General features: G+C 66.2%; 16 protein-coding genes. 13 read left to right on the forward strand and 3 right to left on the reverse strand.

Features of this window, described 5'->3' with window-relative positions; all coding sequences use genetic code 11:
• The first annotated feature begins 2 nt into the window (after window positions 1-2).
• From ACPTTC_RS21125 to ACPTTC_RS21160, 8 genes are all read left to right on the forward strand, one after another.
• Window positions 3-1,172 (forward strand): electron transfer flavoprotein subunit alpha/FixB family protein, encoded by a 1,170-nt coding sequence (locus tag ACPTTC_RS21125; protein WP_423393763.1) that lies wholly within the window; start codon window positions 3-5, stop codon window positions 1,170-1,172.
• The gene (locus ACPTTC_RS21130) at window positions 1,169-1,954 is read left to right on the forward strand and encodes an electron transfer flavoprotein subunit beta/FixA family protein (RefSeq protein ID WP_423393764.1); all 786 of its coding nucleotides are present in this window, start codon (window positions 1,169-1,171) and stop codon (window positions 1,952-1,954) included. The genes ACPTTC_RS21125 and ACPTTC_RS21130 overlap by 4 nt, the downstream gene beginning before the upstream one ends.
• Window positions 1,955-2,006: 52 nt before the next feature.
• Complete coding sequence (locus ACPTTC_RS21135) at window positions 2,007-3,248, forward strand: aromatic ring-hydroxylating oxygenase subunit alpha (protein ID WP_423393765.1); 1,242 nt, start codon at window positions 2,007-2,009, stop codon at window positions 3,246-3,248.
• A 30-nt stretch (window positions 3,249-3,278) separates the two neighbouring features.
• Complete coding sequence (locus ACPTTC_RS21140; protein ID WP_423393766.1) at window positions 3,279-4,427, forward strand: FAD-binding oxidoreductase; 1,149 nt, start codon at window positions 3,279-3,281, stop codon at window positions 4,425-4,427.
• 133 nt (window positions 4,428-4,560) lie between these two features.
• The gene (locus ACPTTC_RS21145; protein WP_423393767.1) at window positions 4,561-5,424 is read left to right on the forward strand and encodes a glycine betaine ABC transporter substrate-binding protein; all 864 of its coding nucleotides are present in this window, start codon (window positions 4,561-4,563) and stop codon (window positions 5,422-5,424) included.
• A gap of 225 nt (window positions 5,425-5,649) precedes the next feature.
• The gene (locus ACPTTC_RS21150; RefSeq protein WP_423393768.1) at window positions 5,650-7,305 is read left to right on the forward strand and encodes an APC family permease; all 1,656 of its coding nucleotides are present in this window, start codon (window positions 5,650-5,652) and stop codon (window positions 7,303-7,305) included.
• Between the two features lie 198 nt (window positions 7,306-7,503).
• Window positions 7,504-8,121 (forward strand): TetR/AcrR family transcriptional regulator, encoded by a 618-nt coding sequence (locus ACPTTC_RS21155; RefSeq protein WP_423393769.1) that lies wholly within the window; start codon window positions 7,504-7,506, stop codon window positions 8,119-8,121.
• A gap of 166 nt (window positions 8,122-8,287) precedes the next feature.
• The gene (locus ACPTTC_RS21160; protein WP_423393770.1) at window positions 8,288-9,280 is read left to right on the forward strand and encodes a DMT family transporter; all 993 of its coding nucleotides are present in this window, start codon (window positions 8,288-8,290) and stop codon (window positions 9,278-9,280) included.
• Between the two features lie 19 nt (window positions 9,281-9,299).
• On the opposite strand, the gene purU is transcribed toward ACPTTC_RS21160, so the two are convergent.
• Together purU and ACPTTC_RS21170 are read right to left on the reverse strand one after the other, a co-directional pair.
• Window positions 9,300-10,184 carry a formyltetrahydrofolate deformylase gene (purU, locus tag ACPTTC_RS21165; protein WP_423393771.1) on the reverse strand — a complete coding sequence of 295 codons (885 nt, stop codon included), beginning with the start codon at window positions 10,182-10,184 and terminating at the stop codon, window positions 9,300-9,302.
• Window positions 10,185-10,353: 169 nt separating this feature from the next.
• On the reverse strand, window positions 10,354-11,259 hold the full coding sequence (locus tag ACPTTC_RS21170; protein ID WP_423393772.1) for a choline sulfate utilization transcriptional regulator: 906 nt from the start codon (window positions 11,257-11,259) through the stop codon (window positions 10,354-10,356).
• 275 nt (window positions 11,260-11,534) lie between these two features.
• Between ACPTTC_RS21170 and betC the strand changes: the two genes are divergently transcribed.
• From betC to ACPTTC_RS21195, 5 genes are all read left to right on the forward strand, one after another.
• Window positions 11,535-13,070 carry a choline-sulfatase gene (betC, locus tag ACPTTC_RS21175; RefSeq protein ID WP_423393773.1) on the forward strand — a complete coding sequence of 512 codons (1,536 nt, stop codon included), beginning with the start codon at window positions 11,535-11,537 and terminating at the stop codon, window positions 13,068-13,070.
• A gap of 45 nt (window positions 13,071-13,115) precedes the next feature.
• The gene (gene choX / locus ACPTTC_RS21180) at window positions 13,116-14,081 is read left to right on the forward strand and encodes a choline ABC transporter substrate-binding protein (protein WP_423393774.1); all 966 of its coding nucleotides are present in this window, start codon (window positions 13,116-13,118) and stop codon (window positions 14,079-14,081) included.
• A gap of 258 nt (window positions 14,082-14,339) precedes the next feature.
• Window positions 14,340-15,479 carry a porin gene (locus ACPTTC_RS21185; protein WP_423393775.1) on the forward strand — a complete coding sequence of 380 codons (1,140 nt, stop codon included), beginning with the start codon at window positions 14,340-14,342 and terminating at the stop codon, window positions 15,477-15,479.
• Window positions 15,480-15,866: 387 nt separating this feature from the next.
• On the forward strand, window positions 15,867-17,279 hold the full coding sequence (gene cysS, locus ACPTTC_RS21190; RefSeq protein WP_423393776.1) for a cysteine--tRNA ligase: 1,413 nt from the start codon (window positions 15,867-15,869) through the stop codon (window positions 17,277-17,279).
• 227 nt (window positions 17,280-17,506) lie between these two features.
• The gene (locus tag ACPTTC_RS21195; RefSeq protein WP_423393777.1) at window positions 17,507-18,757 is read left to right on the forward strand and encodes an MFS transporter; all 1,251 of its coding nucleotides are present in this window, start codon (window positions 17,507-17,509) and stop codon (window positions 18,755-18,757) included.
• A gap of 13 nt (window positions 18,758-18,770) precedes the next feature.
• Here the strand turns inward: ACPTTC_RS21195 and ACPTTC_RS21200 are convergent, their stop codons facing one another.
• Window positions 18,771-19,133 carry a YbjQ family protein gene (locus tag ACPTTC_RS21200; protein WP_423393778.1) on the reverse strand — a complete coding sequence of 121 codons (363 nt, stop codon included), beginning with the start codon at window positions 19,131-19,133 and terminating at the stop codon, window positions 18,771-18,773.
• Between the last annotated feature and the right edge of the window lie 191 nt (window positions 19,134-19,324).

The raw sequence follows: 19,324 nt of genomic DNA on the forward strand, positions 1-19,324 counted from the left end.
CGATGAATACGATCAAACGAATCGATCCGCGCCGGCCGTTCATCATCACGGCCGCCGGCCTGAAGCGCATCACGCTCGGCGAGGAAGGCAGCGCCGATGCGAACGCCGTGCACGGGTCCGCACATGGTCATGGCGCAGCGGCTGCGAAGCCGCGCCGCGCGGTGCAGGATCCGAAGCACGTGATGCTGGTGGTCGCGCACAGTGAACGTGGCGCGCTCGACGATCATTCGCGGCAGGCGATCGCTGCCGCCGCATTGCTCGCCGATGCGCAGACCGAAGTCGCGCTGCTCGCGTTTGGCGAGCTGAAGGATGACGTGGCCGAGTTGGGCGTCGACAAGCTGCTTGAACTCTCCGGTTTCGATCGACGCACGTTCGACCCTGAAAGCGAATTGCAAGCGCTGCAGGCCTGCGTTGCCGCACTCGCACCGAAACACGTGTTCGTGCCCGACAACGCGACGGGCGACGGCGATCTCGGCCGGCGTTACGCGGCGGCCGCCGGCGCGAGCGTCGCGACGCACGTCGTCGAGATCGACGCGAAGCATGTCGGTGCGTATGCGCAGGCCGGGCGCGCGTTTGCCACCCGTGCGCTGCCCGACGTGATCCTGCTCGCGCAGAACGTGGTCGACGCGAAGCTGCCGTTCCTCGGCGCGGGCGAACGCCTGGCCGCCGACTTCATCCGCCCGGCGCATGACGCCGCGCAGCCGTACCGCGATCTCGGTCTCGACGAGATCGACGCGGCCCAGGTCGCGCTCGAGGAAGCCGATTTCATCGTGTCGGCCGGCAACGGCGTGTCCGACATCGGCGCATTCGAGCGGCTGGCCGGCGCGTTCGGCGCGGCGATCGGCGCGAGCCGCGTCGCGGTCGACAACGGCCACTTCACGCGCGACAAGCAGGTCGGTGCGACCGGCAAGACGGTCGAGGCGAGCGTGTACATCGCGTTCGGCATCTCGGGCGCGGTGCAGCACTTGCAGGGGATCAAGGATTGCCGTCACGTGATCGCCGTGAACCTCGACGGCAGTGCGCCGATCGCGAAGCGCGCGAACCTGACGGTCGTCGGCGACGCACAGGGCACGATCGCCGCGCTGATCGAACAGGTGCAGGCCGCGCGCGCCGCGCGTGGCGAATCGCCGGCTGCAGTCGGCACCCGTGAACCGGAAGGAGTTGCCGCATGAACGCCCCCCGCCCGTTGCAACGCATTGCGGTGCTCGTGTCCGTCGGCCGCCATCCGGTCAGCGGCGTCGCGCGCTATAGCCGCAACGACGCCGCCGCGCTCGAAACCGGTCGCCAGCTCGCGGAGCGGCATCGCGCGCAGCTCGACGTGATCCATGCGGGCGACCCCGCGAATGCGGCGCTTGCCGAATATCTGGCGCTCGGCGCCCGGGAGGTCGAGGTGCTGGCCTGTCGAGACGGCGACGACGCCGTGCATGCGCTCGCCGCACGCGTCGAAGACTACGACCTCGTGCTGACCGGCACGCGCGCCGAAGGCGCGTACGACACCGGGATGCTCCCGTACCGCATCGCCGCAGCGCTGGGTTATCCGCTGGTCGGCTCGGCCGTCGACGTGACGGTCGAAGGCGGCCGCGTGGCCGTCCGGCAATTTTTGCCGAAAGGGCTGAGGCGGCGCGTCGACGCGGCGCTGCCGGCCGTCGTCGCCGTTCATCCGCTCGCCAATGCCGAGCCGCGCTATGCGTATGCGCGGCTGCGCGCCGGCGCGATCCGGCCCGCGCTCGCGGCACCCGGCACGGACACCGACGCGGCCGCGTGGACGGTCGGCCCGGTCGAGCGTAAACCCGTAAAGCTGGTCGCCGCCGAGAAGCGCTCCGGGCATGCCCGGATGCTGTCCGCGACGACGACCGAAAGCCGTGGCGGCAACGTCGTAAATGAAGGGAGTTCGGTCGAAAAAGCACAAGTGATCCTCGCGTATTTGCGCGAGCATCAGCTCATCGACTACTGATTTTGATGCCTGTCGGCAAGAACCCAGGGATGCAAGGAATCCGGAGCAAACGATGAAAGTAACGGCAGACATTCGTGCATTGATCGAGCGGCGCAAGGAAGGGTACAGCCTCGAAGCGCCGTTCTACACGAGCGAGGACATCTTCGCGCTCGACATGGAGGCGATTTTCCGCCAGCACTGGATCCAGGTGGCGATCGAGCCGGATATTCCGGAGCCGGGCGACTACGTGACCGTGGAACTGGGGAGCGATTCGATCCTGATCGTGCGCGACGACGACATGGCGATCCGCGCGTTCCACAACGTGTGCCGTCACCGCGGCGCGCGCCTGTGCAACGAAGACAAGGGCTCGGTCGGCAACATCGTGTGCCCGTACCACAGCTGGACCTACAACCTGACGGGCCAGCTGATGTTCGCCGAGCACATGGGCGAGAAGTTCGACCGCTGCAAGCACAGCCTGAAGTCGGTGCACGTCGAGAACCTGGCGGGCCTGATCTTCATCTGCCTCGCCGACGAGCCGCCCGCCGACTTCGCGCAGCTGCGCGCCGAGATGGAGCCGTACCTGCTGCCGCACGATCTGCCGAACACGAAGATCGCCGCGCAGATCGACATCATCGAGGAAGGCAACTGGAAGCTCACGATGGAGAACAACCGCGAGTGCTATCACTGCGTCGCGAACCATCCGGAGCTCACCATCTCGCTGTACGAATACGGCTTCGGCTACCAGCGTTCCGACGCCAACGCCGAAGGCATGGACGCGTTCGCGGAAACATGCGTGCGGCGCGGCAAGGAGTGGGCCGAAATGGGCCTGCCGTCCGCCGAGATCGAGAAGCTGCTCGACGTCACGGGTTTCCGCACGCAGCGCCTGCCGCTCGATCGCCATGGCGAATCGCAGACGCTCGATGCGAAGGTCGCGTCGAAGAAGCTGCTCGGCGGTTTCGACAAGGCCGATCTCGGCGGGCTGTCGTTCTGGACGCAGCCGAACTCGTGGCATCACTTCATGAGCGATCACATCGTGACGTTCTCGGTGATCCCGCTGTCGGCAGGCAAGACGCTCGTGCGCACGAAGTGGCTCGTGAACAAGGATGCGAAGGAAGGCATCGACTACGACGTGAAGAACCTCACGGCCGTGTGGAACGCGACCAACGACCAGGATCGCGCGCTCGTCGAATTCTCGCAGCGCGGCGCGACCAGCAGCGCGTACGAGCCGGGTCCGTATTCGCCGTACACGGAAGGTCTCGTCGAAAAATTCTCGGCCTGGTACATCGGCCGGCTCGCCGAAAAAACCGGCGCGTAGTCGTCAGCGGAACAGCAAGCGGAGTTACACATGATGCGAGATGCGGCCCAATTCGAGCCGGTGGACAGCCGGGTCACGCGCCCGGCGTTCTGGAACGCCCTTCCCGAGCGCTGGACGAGCGACGTCGAGGAAACGCTGGTGTGCTGCCACGTGCGGCAGGAAACGCACGACGTGAAGAGTTTCTTCTTCCGTTCGCCGCAGGGCCGCTCGTTCTCGTTCGAACCCGGGCAGTTCCTGACGCTCGAGCTCGACATCGACGGCGAAACGATCAACCGCTGCTACACGATCTCGTCGTCTCCCGCGCGCCCGCACACGGTGTCGATCACGGTCAAGCGCGTGCCGGGCGGCAAGGTGTCGAACTGGCTGCACGACAACCTGCAGCCGGGCGCATCGGTGCGCGTGCTCGGCCCGGCCGGCGAATTCACGTGCGCGCGGCACCCGGCGCGCAAATACCTGTTCCTGTCGGCCGGCTCGGGCGTCACGCCGCTGATGTCGATGAGCCGCGCGCACCATGATCTCGCCGAGGATCGAGACATCCTGTTCGTGCACAGCGCGCGCACGCCGGACGACATCATCTTCGCGCGCGAGCTCGACCTGATCGCGTCGAATCATACGAACTTCCGCACGTCGTTCGTCGTCGAGCGCTTGGGCGCGCGCACCAACTGGCCGGGCGTCACGGGTTTCCTGACGCTGCCGCTGCTGAAGCTGATCGCACCGGATTTCATGGAGCGCGAAATCTTCACGTGCGGCCCCGCGCCGTACATGAAGGCCGTGCGCGACCTGCTCGACGAAGCCGGCTTCGATCGCAAGCAGTATCACGAGGAGAGCTTCTCGTTCGAAACGCTCGCGCAGACCGCGAGCGACGAGCTGCTCGCCGATCTCGCGCCGCCGGCCGAAGGTACGGACACCGACACGAAGCAGTACACGGTCAGCTTCGCAAAGAGCAATCGCGAGATTTCGTGCGGCTCGGAGCAGCACGTGCTGGATGCGGCGCGCCAGTCGGGCGTGCGGCTGCCGGCCTCGTGCACGCAGGGCATGTGCGGCACCTGCAAGGTGAAGCTCGTGTCGGGGCAGGTTGAAATGAAGCACAACGGCGGCATCCGCCAGCGCGAGATCGACCAGGGGATGGTGCTGCTGTGCTGCAGTAAGCCGCTGTCCGATCTCGTGATCGACAAGTAGTCAAATCGCGCCATCGGCTGTCCGGGCGCGTCGCGTCCGGACAAGCATCCGTCGGAAAACAACGATACCGTGGATTTGTGGTTGAAGAACCTAGAGAGGCAACGCGCGCAGGCGCATATCAAGGAGATCGACCATGAAGCTGTTCGGAAAAATGTTGTGGACCGGCGCACTGTCGGCAATGGTGGCGCTGAGCGCGTCGGCGCTCGCCGATACGAAGCCCACGCTGAAGATCGGCTACGTCGAAGGCTGGGACGACAGCGTGGCGACGTCGAACGTTGCAGCGCGCGTGATCGAGAAGAAGCTCGGTTACCAGGTTCAGCTCGTGCCGGTCGCCGCCGGGATCATGTGGCAGGGCGTTGCGCGCGGCGATCTCGATGCAACGCTGTCCGCGTGGTTGCCGGTCACGCACGGCTCGTACTGGGACGAGTACAAGGCGAAGGTCGTCGACCTCGGTGCCAATTTTCCCGATGCGAAGATCGGCCTGATCGTGCCCGCGTACGTGAAGGCGAAGAGCATCGACGACCTGAACGCGGAGAAGGGCAGCTTCGGCGGCCGGATCGTTGGCATCGATGCCGGCGCCGGCGTGATGCGCAAGACCGACGACGCGATCAAGAGCTACGGGCTGAACTACACGCTGATGCCGAGCTCGGGCAGCGCGATGACGGCCGAACTGTCGCGTTCGGTCAATGCGAACAAGCCGGTCATCGTGACGGGCTGGGCGCCGCACTGGATGTTCGCGAAGTGGAAGCTGCGCTTCCTCGAGGATCCGAAAAAGGTGTTCGGCGGCGCGGAGCACGTCGACAGCGTCGTGAATCCGGGGCTCGAAACGAAGGCGAAGCCGGTGGTGGCCTTCCTGAAGAAATTCCAGTGGAAGCCGGGTGAAATCGACAGCGTGATGCTGGCGATCCAGAACGGCTCGAAGCCCGATGCGGCCGCCGATGCATGGATTGCTGCGCATGCCGACCGCGTGAATGCGTGGACGGAAGGCGTGCAATAAGCCGCGACGATACGACGCAATAAAACAACGACGAGACAGTCCGGGATTGATCGGAAGGATATCGAAATAATCGCACTGCGATGCGGTCATATCCCGGAATTATTTTCTTGATTCTGCAGAAAACCCCGTAAATTGTTACACTACGGCCCTTGTGCGGAATCATCTGCTTTGCATCGGACCAGAGTAAGCGCTGAAGCGCTCACGCTGATCGAGAGGAGGAATTGGATGAGTCAGGCAGGACTGCGTGCGAACAGCACCAGTGATGTGGAAGCAACCATCTCACATGATTCGACAGGCCACACGCTGCATCGTGGCCTGACTTGGAAAGACGCTTTTTGGGTGACGAGCGGCGTGCCGGCAGGCGTGCTGTTCACGATCGGTGGCGTATGCGCGACGATCGGCCAGCCCGCGTGGGCGATCTGGATCGCCGCGATCACGATGGGGCTGATTCAAAGCGCGACTTATGCGGAAATATCCGGGCTATTTCCCCATAAATCGGGCGGCGCGTCGGTGTACGGCGCGATTGGCTGGGTCCGTTACAGCAAGCTGATTGCCCCGGTTTCCGTGTGGTGCAACTGGCTCGCGTGGTCGCCGATGCTCGCGCTCGGCTGCGGCCTCGCGGCGAGCTATGCGCTCACGAGTCTCTTTCCCGCCGACGCGGCGGTGCTGCACTGGCAGCTCAAGGTTGCGGATCTGGGGTTCATCAAGCCGGGTCTATCCCTGCGGATCAATGCGACGTTCATCATCGCGACGATCCTGCTTCTCATTACCTTCAAGCTTCAGCACAGCGGTGCATCGAAGGCTGCGCGCACGCAGCGCATTCTCGGCATCGCGTCGCTCACGCCGCTGTTGATCGTCGGCATCGTGCCGTTCGTCACGGGCGACGTGCCGATGTCGAACCTGCTCCCGCTGCTGCCGCTCGGTCACGACGCGCACGGCAATCTCACGGCCGCGACGTTCGGTTCGTGGAACGGCCAGGGCGTCACGATGGCGCTCGGCGCGATGTTCATGGCCGGCTGGGCGTCGTACGGCTTCGAGACGGCCGTCTGCTACACGCGCGAATTCCGCGATCCGCGTCGCGACACCGCTAAGGCGATCTTCTGGTCGGGCGCGCTCTGTCTCGTCGTGATGACGCTCGTGCCGCTGGCGTTCCAGGGTGCGCTCGGCACGCAGGCGATGCTCGATCCGGCGATCGGCGACGGCACCGGCGTCGCGGCCGCGATGGCGAAGATCGTCGGCGGCGGTGCGTGGGTCGCGAATGCGGTCGTCGTGATGCTGATGCTGTCGATCCTGCTGATCGTGATGACGTCGATGATGGGCTCGTCGCGCACGCTGTACCAGGCATCGGTCGACGGCTGGCTGCCGAAGTACCTGTCGCACGTGAACGAGCACGGCTCGCCCACGCGCGCGATGTGGACCGATCTCGGCTTCAACCTCGTGTTGCTGATGATGTCGGACTACATGACGGTGCTGTCGATCTCGAACGTCTGCTACATGCTGTTCGTATTCCTGAATCTTCAGTCGGGCTGGATCCACCGGATGGATCGCGGCAACTGGGATCGGCCGTTCCGCTGCCCGACGTGGCTGCTCGTCGGCGGCGCGATCTGCGGCTACGCGAACCTCGTCTATGTCGGCGCGGGTGCGAACCTGCAGGGTGAAGGCACGCTGCGCAACGGGCTGATCGCGATGCTGCTGATCGTGCCGGTGTTCCTGTTCCGCCACTACTGGCAGGATCGCGGCCGCTTCCCCGCGCAGATGCAGCGCGACATGGAGCTCGAGGTGCCGAAGCGCGCGATGTGGCTGAACCTGATGCCTTACGCGGCGCTGGTCGGCGCGGGGCTGACGATCTGGCTGTCGTATTACTTTGCATGGGTGAAGTGACGCACCAGGCCGTGTAACGGCGCGCAGCGTCCGGAAACCGCACACGGACGCTGCGATCGATGTCACGGCAACCAATGAAGAAAGCCCGACCGGCTGGCAAGCGGTCGGGCTTTCGTCATTCATGCCGGCGTGCGCGACACATTCACGGAGCGCGTGACCGCTTGATTTTGAGAACGATCGGTTCTAATATCGACATCCATGAGCCCGACTTCGACATCTTCCGGCGCCCGTGACAGGGGGCGCCCACGTGAATTCGACACCGACGAGGTGATCGACGCCGCTGCACGCGTGTTCTGGGAGCAGGGGTATCACGCGACGTCGATCGACGCGTTGTGCGAGGCGACCGGCGTTTTCCGCGGCAGCCTGTACCGCACGTTCGGCGACAAGCACGGGCTGCTGGTCGCCGCGTTCGACCGCTATGCGGAAGGCGCGATCGCACGGCTCAAGGAGCGGCTCTCGGCCGATCTGCCGCCGCGGCAGGCACTCCGGGAGGCGCTCCTGTACTACACGGAAATCGGTGCGCGGCTGTCGGAGCGGCGCGGCTGCTTCATCACGAATTCGGCCGTCGAACTCCTGCCCGGCGACGACGCACTGCGCCCGTACATCGAGTCGACCCTGCTGCGCATCGGCACGCAATTCAGTCTGGCCGTCGCGCGCGGCCAGCAGGCCGGCGATTTCGATCGGCATCTCGATCCGGAAGAGGTCGGCCGATTCCTGCTGTGCCTGATCCAGGGTATGCGCGTGCTGGGCAAGTCGAGTGCGTCGGAGGCGGAGCTGGCATCGATCGTCGATATCGCGATGCGGGCGCTCGCCTGATTTTTTTGACGATTTTGAGAATGATCGATTTCAAATTCGGGATATTCCGAATGCTCGCATCGCAACCGTGAAGGGTAGGCAAGGATAGCAAGGACGTTGACACGACACTGCCGCTGCGCGCAGCCGCACCGGCATCATTTTTCAATTAATTTGGGAATGATCGGTCATGAATAACCCAACACTCGCAGTGCCCGGCGTGAACGCGTACGGGAAAGGCGTCGTGGCCTGTATGGCCGCGACGATCCTGATGGGCGTGATGTTTCCGGTGATGACCGATGCGTTGCGGTACATCGATCCCTTTACGTTCACGTCGCTGCGCTATCTGATTGCGGGCACGGGCTTCGTCGCGTTGCTGCGGATCGTCGAAGGGCCCGGTGCGTTCCGGTCGGCCGGCGAGCCCGTGGCGCTCGCGTGGCTGCTCGGGTCGATCGGCTTTTGCGGATTCGGATCGTTCGTATTCCTGGGGCAGCAACTGGCCGGCGACGAAGGCGCGCTGACCGCGTCGATCATGATGGCCACGCAGCCGATGATGGGGCTCCTGCTCAATGCCCTGTTGCGGCGTGTCGCGCCCGCACCGGTGTCGATCCTGTTCGTCGTGCTGTCCTTTACCGGCGTGGCCCTCGTCATCACGCGCGGCGACGTGATCGCCGCGCTGCACGAACCGCGGCACTATGCGGCCAATGCGCTGATCGTCGTCGGCGCGTTGTGTTGGGTCGTCTATACGTTCGGCGCGGCGCGCTTTACCCGCTGGTCGGCGCTGAAATACACGACCTTCACGACGTGGCTCGGGCTGACCACGATCGTCGCGGTCAACCTGGCGCTGATCGTCATGCACCGGATTGCGGCGCCATCTCTCGCCGCCGTGCACGCGGTGCTGCCGCATCTCGTGTACATGGGGCCGGTGGCCGGTTTCGGCGCGATCCTGCTCTGGATGACGGGCAACCGGATTCTCGGGCCGATGAACGGCGTGCTGTTCATGGACATCGTACCCATCACGGCATTCGCCGTTTCCGCATTCACGGGCGTCGTGCCCAATCATGCACAGATCGCGGGCGCGGCCCTGACGGGCACGGCGCTGATCCTGAACAACCTGTACCTGCGGCGCAGGGCGCGTCGCATCGGCACGACGCCCGCGCGCGTGCCGTCGGTCACCCCATGAGCGTCGCGTCCTTCGCGCGTTACGAAAACACCACCGTCCGGTCACCGTTCAGAAACACCCGCCGCTCGATGAACGCCTTCACCGCGCGCGCGAGCGTGAGCGATTCGACGTCGCGCCCCACCGCGAGCAGTTGCTCGGGGCGCAGCGCATGATCGACGCGTTCGACCACCTGCTCGATGATCGGGCCTTCGTCGAGATCGTCGGTGACGAAGTGCGCGGTCGCGCCGATCAGCTTCACGCCGCGCGCATGCGCCTGGTGATACGGCTTCGCGCCCTTGAAGCCCGGCAGGAACGAATGATGGATGTTGATCGCGCGGTTCGCGAGCTTTGCGCTCGTCTCCCGCGACAGCACCTGCATGTAGCGGGCGAGGATCACGAGTTCGGCGCCGCTCGACTCGAAGAAGTCGAGCCACTGCGCTTCCTGCTGCGCCTTCGTATCGGCGGTGATCGGAAAGTGACGGAACGGCAGCCCGTGCTGCACGGCGAGCGGCTCGAAGTCGGGATGGTTCGACACGATGCCGACGATGTCCATCTTCAGCTCGCCCATGCGCCAGCGGAACAGCAAGTCCGCGAGGCAGTGCTCGAGCTTCGACACCATGATCAGCACCTTGGGCCGTGCGTTCACGTCGTGGATGGCCCACTGCATGTCGCCCTGCTCGCCGCCGAGGCCGGCCGCGATCGGCGCGAATTCGTGGCGCAGCGCGTCGATCTGCAGCGTTTCATCCGTCGGATGAAAGACGCAGCGCACGAAGAAGCGGTTGCTGAGATCGTCGTCGAACACGTTCAGCGCATCGACGTAGCAGCGATGGCGATCGAGAAAGCCGACGACGGCGGCGACCTGGCCGGCCGCGCTCGGGCACGACAGTGTCAGGACGAATTGATCGGGGCGGTGCTCGGCGGTCATGAGACTCCTCGGGTGGCATGGGCGCACGGCCGTGCGGCGGCGCACGAAAGCGCCGCGCCGCGCGGGTAGCGGGAGGCTCAAGTAAATCAGGACGATTTCGGGGCGGATAGAACCAACGCGCCGTGTGGCTGGTATCGGCGCGCCAGCGCGCGGGGGCGGGCAGGGCCCGTCACGCGCTCGCGCATGCGTCGAGCAGCCAGCGCCGGAACACGTGGGTTGCGTCCGGCTCGGGCCGCTGCGGCGGCCGCACCAGGAAGTAGCCGCGCGATGTGACGACCGGCGCGTCGACGAGCTCCACGAGTTGCCCGGACGCGACGAGTTCGTCGACGAGCGGCGACCAGCCGAGCGCGACGCCTTCGCCGAGCAGCGCCGCGTGGATCACGAGCGCGTAGCTGTTGAAGGTCACGCCGCGCGCGGCCGCCGCCGTATCGAGGCCGTGCGCGTCGAACCAGCCGGACCACGACAGCCAGCGCTCGGGGCGCGTCGGCTGCACGTGCAGCAGCGGTAGGGCGAGCAGGTGCTCGGCCCGCGCGACGTGCGGGTGCGCGTCACGGAACGCGGGTGAGCACACGGGCGTGACCGATTCCGGAAAGAGTCGTGCGGCGGTGCACGACGGCCAGTGGCCGTCGCCGAACAGGATTGCGATGTCGCCATGGTCGCGCTGCGCGTCGTAATCCTGTGACGTGACGACACGCACGTCGACATCCGGCATCACGCGCTTCAGCCCGGCCAGGCGCGGCATCAGCCAGTAAGTCGCGAAGCCGAAGTCGGTGACGATCGTGAGTGCGCCGTGCTCGCGGCGCGCACGCAGGGTCGCGGTCGCGCCGCGCAGCGTGTCGAGGCTCAGCCGCACGGCTTCGTACAGGCACTGGCCGTCGGCCGTCAGCGTGACGCCGCGCGGGCTGCGTTCGAACAGCGGCACGCCCAGTTCGGCTTCGAGCTGGAACACTTGCTGGCTCACGGCCGGCTGGGTGGAGCCGAGCTCGCGCGCGGCGGCCGTGAAGCTCGCGAGCCGGGCGGCCGATTCGAACGCGCGCAGCGCCTGCATCGACGGTAACGGTTCGGATTTCGACATAAGTCTCTCTAATGGCCCCATAAGGGCCGGACGCCTACCCGCGCGAATTCGGGCGGGCGATAGTGCTTCGGACGGTGCGGCATGCGTGCTTTACGGCGCGCTTCACGGCGCGCTTTGCAGCCCGCGTCACGGGCGGCACGCATCGTATTCCGCGATTCTAGCCAGCGCGGCCCGCCCGTGCGGCACTTTCGTCGAGCCGCTTCCGTCATGCCGGACGCCTCGCTGCGCGAGCGGCGCGCCGTTCCATTCGAACACCGTTTTCCCCACGACTGCCGATGACGAACCCGACACCCAACATCCTGATCCTGATGGCCGACCAGCTCACGCCGTTCGCGCTGCCGGCCTACGGCAATCGCGTCGCGCGCACGCCGACGCTGGACCGTCTCGCCGCGCAAGGCGTCGTCTTCGACGCCGCATACTGCGCGAGCCCGCTGTGCGCGCCGTCGCGTTTCTCGCTGCTGACGGGCAAGCTGCCGTCGGGGATCGGCGCCTACGATAACGCCGCCGAATTGCCGGCGCAAACGCTGACGTTCGCGCACTACCTGCGCGCGGGCGGCTACCGGACGATGCTGTCCGGCAAGATGCATTTCTGCGGGCCCGACCAGTTGCACGGCTTCGAGGAGCGGCTCACGACCGACATCTATCCGGCCGATTTCGGTTGGGTGCCCGACTGGGACAGGCCGGCCGAGCGGCCGAGCTGGTATCACAACATGAGTTCGGTGCTGGAGGCCGGCCCGTGCGTGCGTACGAACCAGCTCGATTTCGATGACGAAGTCACGTTCGCGGCGAAGCAGAAGCTATACGACGTCGCGCGCGAGCGGGCGGCCGGGCACGATGCGCGGCCGTTCTGCATGGTCGTGTCGCTGACCCATCCGCACGACCCGTATGCGATCACCCGGGAATACTGGGATCAATACAGCGACGACGAGATCGACATGCCGGCCGTGCGGCTCGATGCAGCCGACAGCGACCCGCATTCGCAGCGGCTGCGCTTCGTCTGCGAGAACGACCGCACGCCGCCGACCGACGCGCAGATCCGCGCCGCGCGCCGCGCCTACTACGGTGCGACGTCCTACGTCGATGCGCAGTTCGGCAGCGTGCTGGCCGCGCTCGAACAGTGCGGATTCGCCGACGATACGATCGTGATCGTCACGTCCGACCACGGCGACATGCTTGGCGAACGCGGGCTCTGGTACAAGATGACGTTCTTCGAAGGCGGCTGCCGCGTGCCGCTGATCGTCCATGCGCCGGGCCGCTTCGGCGCCGCGCGCGTGCGCGGGCCCGTGTCGCACGTGGACCTGCTGCCGACGCTCGTCGACCTGGCCGGCGTCGCGCCGGCCGGCGGCTGGCCCGACCCGGTCGATGGCGCGAGCCTCGTGCCGCACCTGCACGGCGCGCCGGCGCACGACGTCGCGCTCGGCGAATACCTCGCGGAAGGCGCGGTTGCGCCGGTCGTGATGATCCGCAGCGGCGACTGGAAGTACGTGCATTGCCCGGCCGATCCCGACCAGCTCTACCACCTCTGCGACGACCCGCGTGAGCTGACGAACCTCGCCGGCACGCCGGAAGCGGCCGACGTGCTCGCCGCGTTTCGCGCGCAAGCCGCGCAGCGCTGGAACCTGCCCGAGCTGGACCGGCAGGTGCGCGCGAGCCAGCGGCGCCGGCGCTTCCATTACGCGGCGACGACACAGGGCCGTATCCAGGCGTGGGACTGGCAGCCGTTCACCGACGCGAGCCAGCGTTACATGCGCAATCACATCGAACTCGACACGCTCGAGGCGATGGCGCGTTTTCCGCGCGTCGGGCGCTGAGCGTCCCGCATCGCGATCACTGACGAAAGACGGAGGAAGCGGACGATGGAACGGCAATGCAATGCAGCAATCCGGATCGGCACGGCGCTCGCCGCGGCCGCGTGCCTGATGACGACGCAGGCCGCGCACGCGGCCGACCCGCAGACGTGCAGCGACGTGAAGATGGCGGCGCCCGGCTGGACCGACATCGATGCGACGAACGCGATGGCGGGCGTCGTGCTGAAGGCGCTCGGCTACCGGCAGGACGTGGCGAACCTGTCGGTGCCGATCACGTACCAGGGGCTCAAGAAAGGGCAGGTCGACGTGTTCCTCGGCAACTGGATGCCCGCTCAGGCGCCGCTCGTGAAGCCGTTCGTCGACGAGAAATCGATCGATGTGCTGCACGCGAACCTGAGCGGCGCGAAGTTCACGCTCGCGGTGCCCGATTACGTGGCGGCCGCCGGCGTGCATACGTTCGCCGATCTCGCGCGCTACGCGGACCGCTTCGGCGGCAAGATCTACGGGATCGAGCCCGGCGCGCCCGCGAACCAGAACATCAAGCGGCTGCTGTCCGACCATGCGCTCGGCCCGGCGAACTGGTCGCTCGTCGAATCGAGCGAGACGGGCATGCTCACGCAGGTCGAGCGCGCGGTGCGCGACAAGCGCTGGATCGTGTTCCTCGCGTGGGAGCCGCACCTGATGAACACGAAGTTCCACCTGACCTACCTGTCGGGCGGTGATGCGTATTTCGGCCCGAACTACGGCGGCGCGACGGTCAACACCGTCACGCGCGCCGGATTCGCCGGCCAGTGCGCGAACCTCGCGCGGCTGTTCCGGCAGATGACGTTCTCCGTCGACGTCGAGAACCGGATGATCGCCGACATGCTCGACCACAAGACATCGCCCGCGCTCGCGGCGCAGCATGCGCTGAAGGCCGACCCGGCGCTGGTTGCCGGCTGGCTGGACGGCGTGACGACGGCGGCCGGCGCACCGGGCCTGCCGGCCGTGCGCGCGGCCCTCGACGGTCACTGATTCGCTCCCTCCGGGCGGCCGGTTTTTACCGCGCCGCCGTCTACGTGTTTTCCCGACCGGTCGCATCGTGACCATTTGGTGTCGCCTTCAGACGGGTGACGCGAAATATGGGTTTGTATTTTTCGCCAATGGCTGCGTTATTGCGGAAAACGAAATTCCGAAGCCATCAGGCGTACCGAATTCGAATCCACCGGCGCATCGCGGCGCGCGCCGGAACGAGGTTCGTTCCATCGAACGGTTCAGGGAGGGTGGTCGATAATGAAGCATACGAAAGTTGCCGTAGCCGCCGCGCTTGCATGCGCGGCCTGTGTACCCGCCATCGGGCATGCGCAGAGCAGTGTGACGCTGTACGGGATTCTCGACGCGGGCATCACGTACGTGAACAACACGGGCGGCTCGCACGTGGTCAAGTTCGACGACGGCGTCGCGTACGGGAACCGTTTCGGCCTCAAGGGCACGGAAGATCTCGGCGGCGGCCTGAAGGCCGTGTTCACCCTCGAGAGCGGCTTCCATCTCGGCAACGGGCAGCTCGGCTTCGGCGGCGCGGAGTTCGGCCGGCAGGCGTATGTCGGCCTGCAGAACGACTGGGGCACGCTGTCGTTCGGCAACCAGCTCGACATCACGAACGAACTCGTGTCGATCTACAACATCTCCGCGTGGGGCAGCGGCTATGCGATCCACCAGGGCGACTTCGACCGCTTCAACGGCGACCGCCTGCCGAACTCGGTGAAGTTCCTGTCGAACGATCTCAGCGGCTTCAAGTTCGGCGCGATGTACTCGTTCGGCAACGTCGCGGGCAACTTCCATCGCAACAGCGCATGGAGCGCGGGCGCGAGCTTCACGAAGGGCGACTTCTCGATCGGCGCCGCGTACACGCGCCTGAACAACCCGAACGGCATCTATGCGTTCGACCCGTACGCGATGATCGGCACGCACACGTTCCTCGGCCAGCAGACCGTCACCGTCGATCCGGCGACCGGCGCACGCACCGACCTGTTCGCGAACACGCCGATGGACATCGACAGCCAGGGCACGTTCGGCATCGGCTCGAGCTACACGATCGGCAAGCTGACGCTCGACGCCAACTTCTCGTACACGACAATCAAGGGCTTTGGCCAGTCGTCGCACATGCAGGTGTATGAAGGCGGCGGCTCGTACCAGTTCACGCCGGCGCTGAGCCTGATTGCCGGCTACCAGCACACGCGCTTCGAAGGCCATCACTGGAACCAGGGTACGGCGGGCCTGCATTACCTGCTGTCGAAGCGCACGGACGTGTACATCTCCGGCGATTACCTGCGCGCGTCGCAAGGCGTCGATGCGGTGGTCGGCTACAGCTTCACGCCGTCGACGACGCAGACGCAGGCCGACGTGCGGATCGGGATGCGGCATTCGTTCTGAGCGAGGTGGTGTGGGACGGCGACGTCTTCAGCGAGAGGTCTCTCTTTGGCGCGAACCGAGGTTCGCGCTTTTTTTTGACGGGTGAAACCGTGCATCGGATCCGCATGGGTCGGTGCCGGCCGCGTGGCGACTGCCGCGGGGTCGTCATCGGGAGCGGCTGTCCGATGGTATTGACCATTGCCGTATATAGGCGCTAGCATCGTCCGCATGCTTGATCGCGCCATTTCCCCCTCCTCTCTGATCCGCGCATGTTGTCAGAACATGCCAGGGGGACATTGCGTCCAGCGAACTCGCTGAACGTTCAAGCAATCGCCTTCCGGCCGCCTGTGATGCAAAACAGGCGGCCTTTTTGTTTTTGGGCCGACACTTTCGGGACGGAGAAACTCGATGCCGCTTGCGCTGTATGACACCTGGTCGCGTACTGTGCGCCCCTTCACGCCAATCCGGGCCGGGCAGGTCGGCATGTACTGCTGCGGCCCCACGGTCTACGACGATGCCCACATCGGCAACCTGAGAACCTACGTGTTCGAGGACCTCCTGCGCCGCGTCCTGGAGCGCAACGGATATGCGGTCCGGCATGTCGTCAACATCACCGACGTTGGCCACCTGACTTCGGATGCGGACGAAGGCGAAGACAAGATGGAGAAGGGGAGCCGTCGGACCGGCGAATCGGCGTGGGCCATCGCCCGGCGCTACACCGAGGCTTTCGTCCGGGACTGGCGCGCGCTCCACCTGCTCGAGCCGACGGTCTGGTGCCGCGCCACCGATCACATCGCCGAACAGATCGCGTTCATCGATACGCTCGACCGGGCCGGCTACGTCTATCGGACGAGCGACGGCCTCTACTTCGACACCAGCCGGCAGGACGACTACGGTTATCTCGCGCGGCTGGATCGCGCGGGGCTGCAGGCGGGCAAGCGCGTGGCGCTGGGCGAGAAGCGGAGCATCACGGATTTTGCGTTGTGGAAGTTCAGCCCGGCCGGCGTCAAGCGGCAAATGGAATGGGACAGCCCGTGGGGGCGCGGCTTTCCGGGCTGGCATATCGAATGCTCGGCGATGTCGGCGAAGTATCTCGGGACGTTGTTCGATATCCATTGCGGCGGCGAGGATCATATCGCCGTGCATCACAGCAACGAGATTGCGCAGACGCGGGCGGCCCACGGCACGCATCTCGCGAACTACTGGATGCACGGGCACTTCCTGACGCTCGACGCCGATACGAAGATGTCGAAGTCGAGCGGCGATTTCGTCCGTCTGCAGACCTTGCAGAGCCGCAATGTCGATCCGCTCGCGTACCGCTACCTGTGCCTGACAGCCCATTACCGAAGCAAGCTGCATTTCACGTGGGCGTCGCTCGACGCGGCGCATACCGCGCTGAATCGAATGCGGCACCTCTATGCCGGCTGGCCGGACGGCGGGCGCATCGATGCAGATTTCGTCGCGCGATTCGATGCCGAAGTGAACGACGACTTGAACCTGCCCAGGGCGCTTGCGGTGCTGTGGGATCTGGTCAGGAGCAACCTGCCGCCCGCGACCCTGAAAGCGACCGTGGACAGCTTCGACACCGTGCTTGGCCTCGATTTGCGCGAATGGAGGCCGGTTGGGCTCGACGTTCCGGAATACGTCCGTGCGTGGCTTGGTGAGCGTGAGCGCGCGAGGGCGGACCAGGACTGGGCGCAAGCCGACCGAATCCGGGAAGCGTTGAGCGCCGAGGGCTGGCGGGTCGAGGACACGCCGGAAGGCCAACGTCTGTTCGGCGTTGTCATGGGCTCGAGCGACACGGGCGTTGCGCCGCGATGAAGCTCGCGGGCCGCCTGCGTCAGAGGATCCTTTAACCGGGCCACTGCCCGGCGGCCGTGGTCAACACGGCCGCCGGAATCGCCGGCAACCGTGCCCGCGGCCCGTTCTCCGCGGTTGGCATATCATCGCGCTTTGGCCGCGTCCGTACCGTTGTCGCGCGCACGCAGCGGCGCGCGCGGTCGTTTCCCGAACGGTACCGGCGCGCAGCGCCGCCCGCCGAAACCTCGATGACCGACTCCGTGCCCGACTCCAGCCCCTTGTCCCCGTTACCCGCCAACCTGTTCCGTCACGTCCCGTTCCAGCGCTTCTGGGGCACGCGCGTGATGTCTTCCCTGGCTTTCCAGATCCTGTCGGTCGCCGTCGGCTGGTATGTCTACGCGCTCACGCATAGCGCGTTCGCACTCGGGCTCGTCGGCCTCGCGCAGTTCGTGCCGATGTTCGCGCTGACGCTCGTCGTCGGGCAGGTGGCCGACCGCTACGATCGCCGGCGCATCGCGACGATCTGCCAGAGCGTCGAGGCGCTGGCCGCCGGCGTGTTCCTGCTCGGTGCTGCCCAAGGATGGCTGGCCGCGCCGGCCGTGTATGCGCTCGCCGCGATCGTCGGCACGGCCCGCGCGTTCGAGTCGCCGTCGGTGTCGTCGCTGCTGCCGGCTGTCGTGCCGCGCACCGACCTGCCGCGTGCGACCGCGCTGTCGACGTCCGCCAACCAGGCTGCGCAGATCCTCGGGCCTGCGTTCGGCGGGCTGCTCTATGGTGTCGGTGCGCCCGCCGCGTTCGGCACGAGCGTCGCGGCGTTCGCGATCGCGGCGATGCTGAGCGGCACGATTCCGCTGCGCAGTGCGCCGCCCGCACGCGAGCCGGTCACGCTGCGCTCGGTATTCTCCGGGATCGCATTCATCCGGCGCGAACCGGCGATCCTTGGCGCACTGTCGCTCGACCTGTTCGCGGTGCTGTTCGGCGGCGCGACCGCGCTGCTGCCGATCTACGCGCGCGACATCCTGCAGGTCGGGCCATGGGGGCTCGGTGCACTGCGTGCGGCGCCCGCGGTCGGTGCGCTCGCGGGCACGCTGTGGCTCACGCGTTTCCCGCTGAAAGGGCGGCCGGGCCGTGCGATGTTCGGCGGCGTGATCGCGTTCGGCATCGCGACGATCGTGTTCGGCGTGTCGCGGCACTTCGCGCTGTCGCTCGTCGCGCTGGCGGCACTCGGCGCATCGGACGTGGTCAGCGTCGTCGTGCGCCTGTCGCTCGTGCAGCTTCGCACGCCCGACGACATGCTCGGACGCGTGAGCGCGGTCAATTCGCTGTTCATCGGCACGTCGAATCAGCTCGGCGAATTCGAATCGGGCGTGACGGCCGCGTGGTGGGGCGCGCCGACGGCGATCGTCGTCGGCGGCGCCGCGACGATCGCGGTTGCGCTCGCCTGGATGCGGCTGTTTCCGCAGCTCACGAACATGAAGTCGCTCGAGCGCGACGTCTGACGCGCATCAGGCGTCACGCGTCCTGCATCACGCGCACGGCCGTGCCGTAGCAGATGACTTCCGTCACGCCCGCGCCGATCTCGGTCGAGTCGTAGCGCATCGCGACGATCGCGTTCGCGCCGAGCTTGCGCGCATCGTCGAGCATCTTGTCGAATGCCTGCTGGCGAGCCTTCTCGCACAGCGACGTATACAGCGTGATATTGCCGCCGAAGATCGTCTGCAGCGATGCCCCGAACGAGCCGACGATCGAGCGCGAGCGCACGATGATGCCCTGTGCGACGCCGAGCGAGCGAACGGTCGTATGGCCGGGCAGGTCGAAGGCGGTCGTGACGCGAGCGGGCGACAGGTCGTCGATGGAGCGGGAGGTGTCGGTCATGGCGGGAGGCGTGTAGCGGAGTGGTCGAGTGACGATTCTATCCGGATGCGCGCGCGTGTCCGGTTCGATCGAGTCGATCGCGCGGCACGTTACGCGCCGTGACGCTTCCGTAGCGGTCGTTTTTGCATGCGTCTCCACGAGGCGCCGACCGGCATCATCGGGAAGGAAGCGTGTGCGAACGACGCGCACGC

Origin of the sequence: Burkholderia mycopellens, from assembly GCF_964265025.1 — a bacterium.
Taxonomy (GTDB): Bacteria; Pseudomonadota; Gammaproteobacteria; order Burkholderiales; family Burkholderiaceae; genus Burkholderia.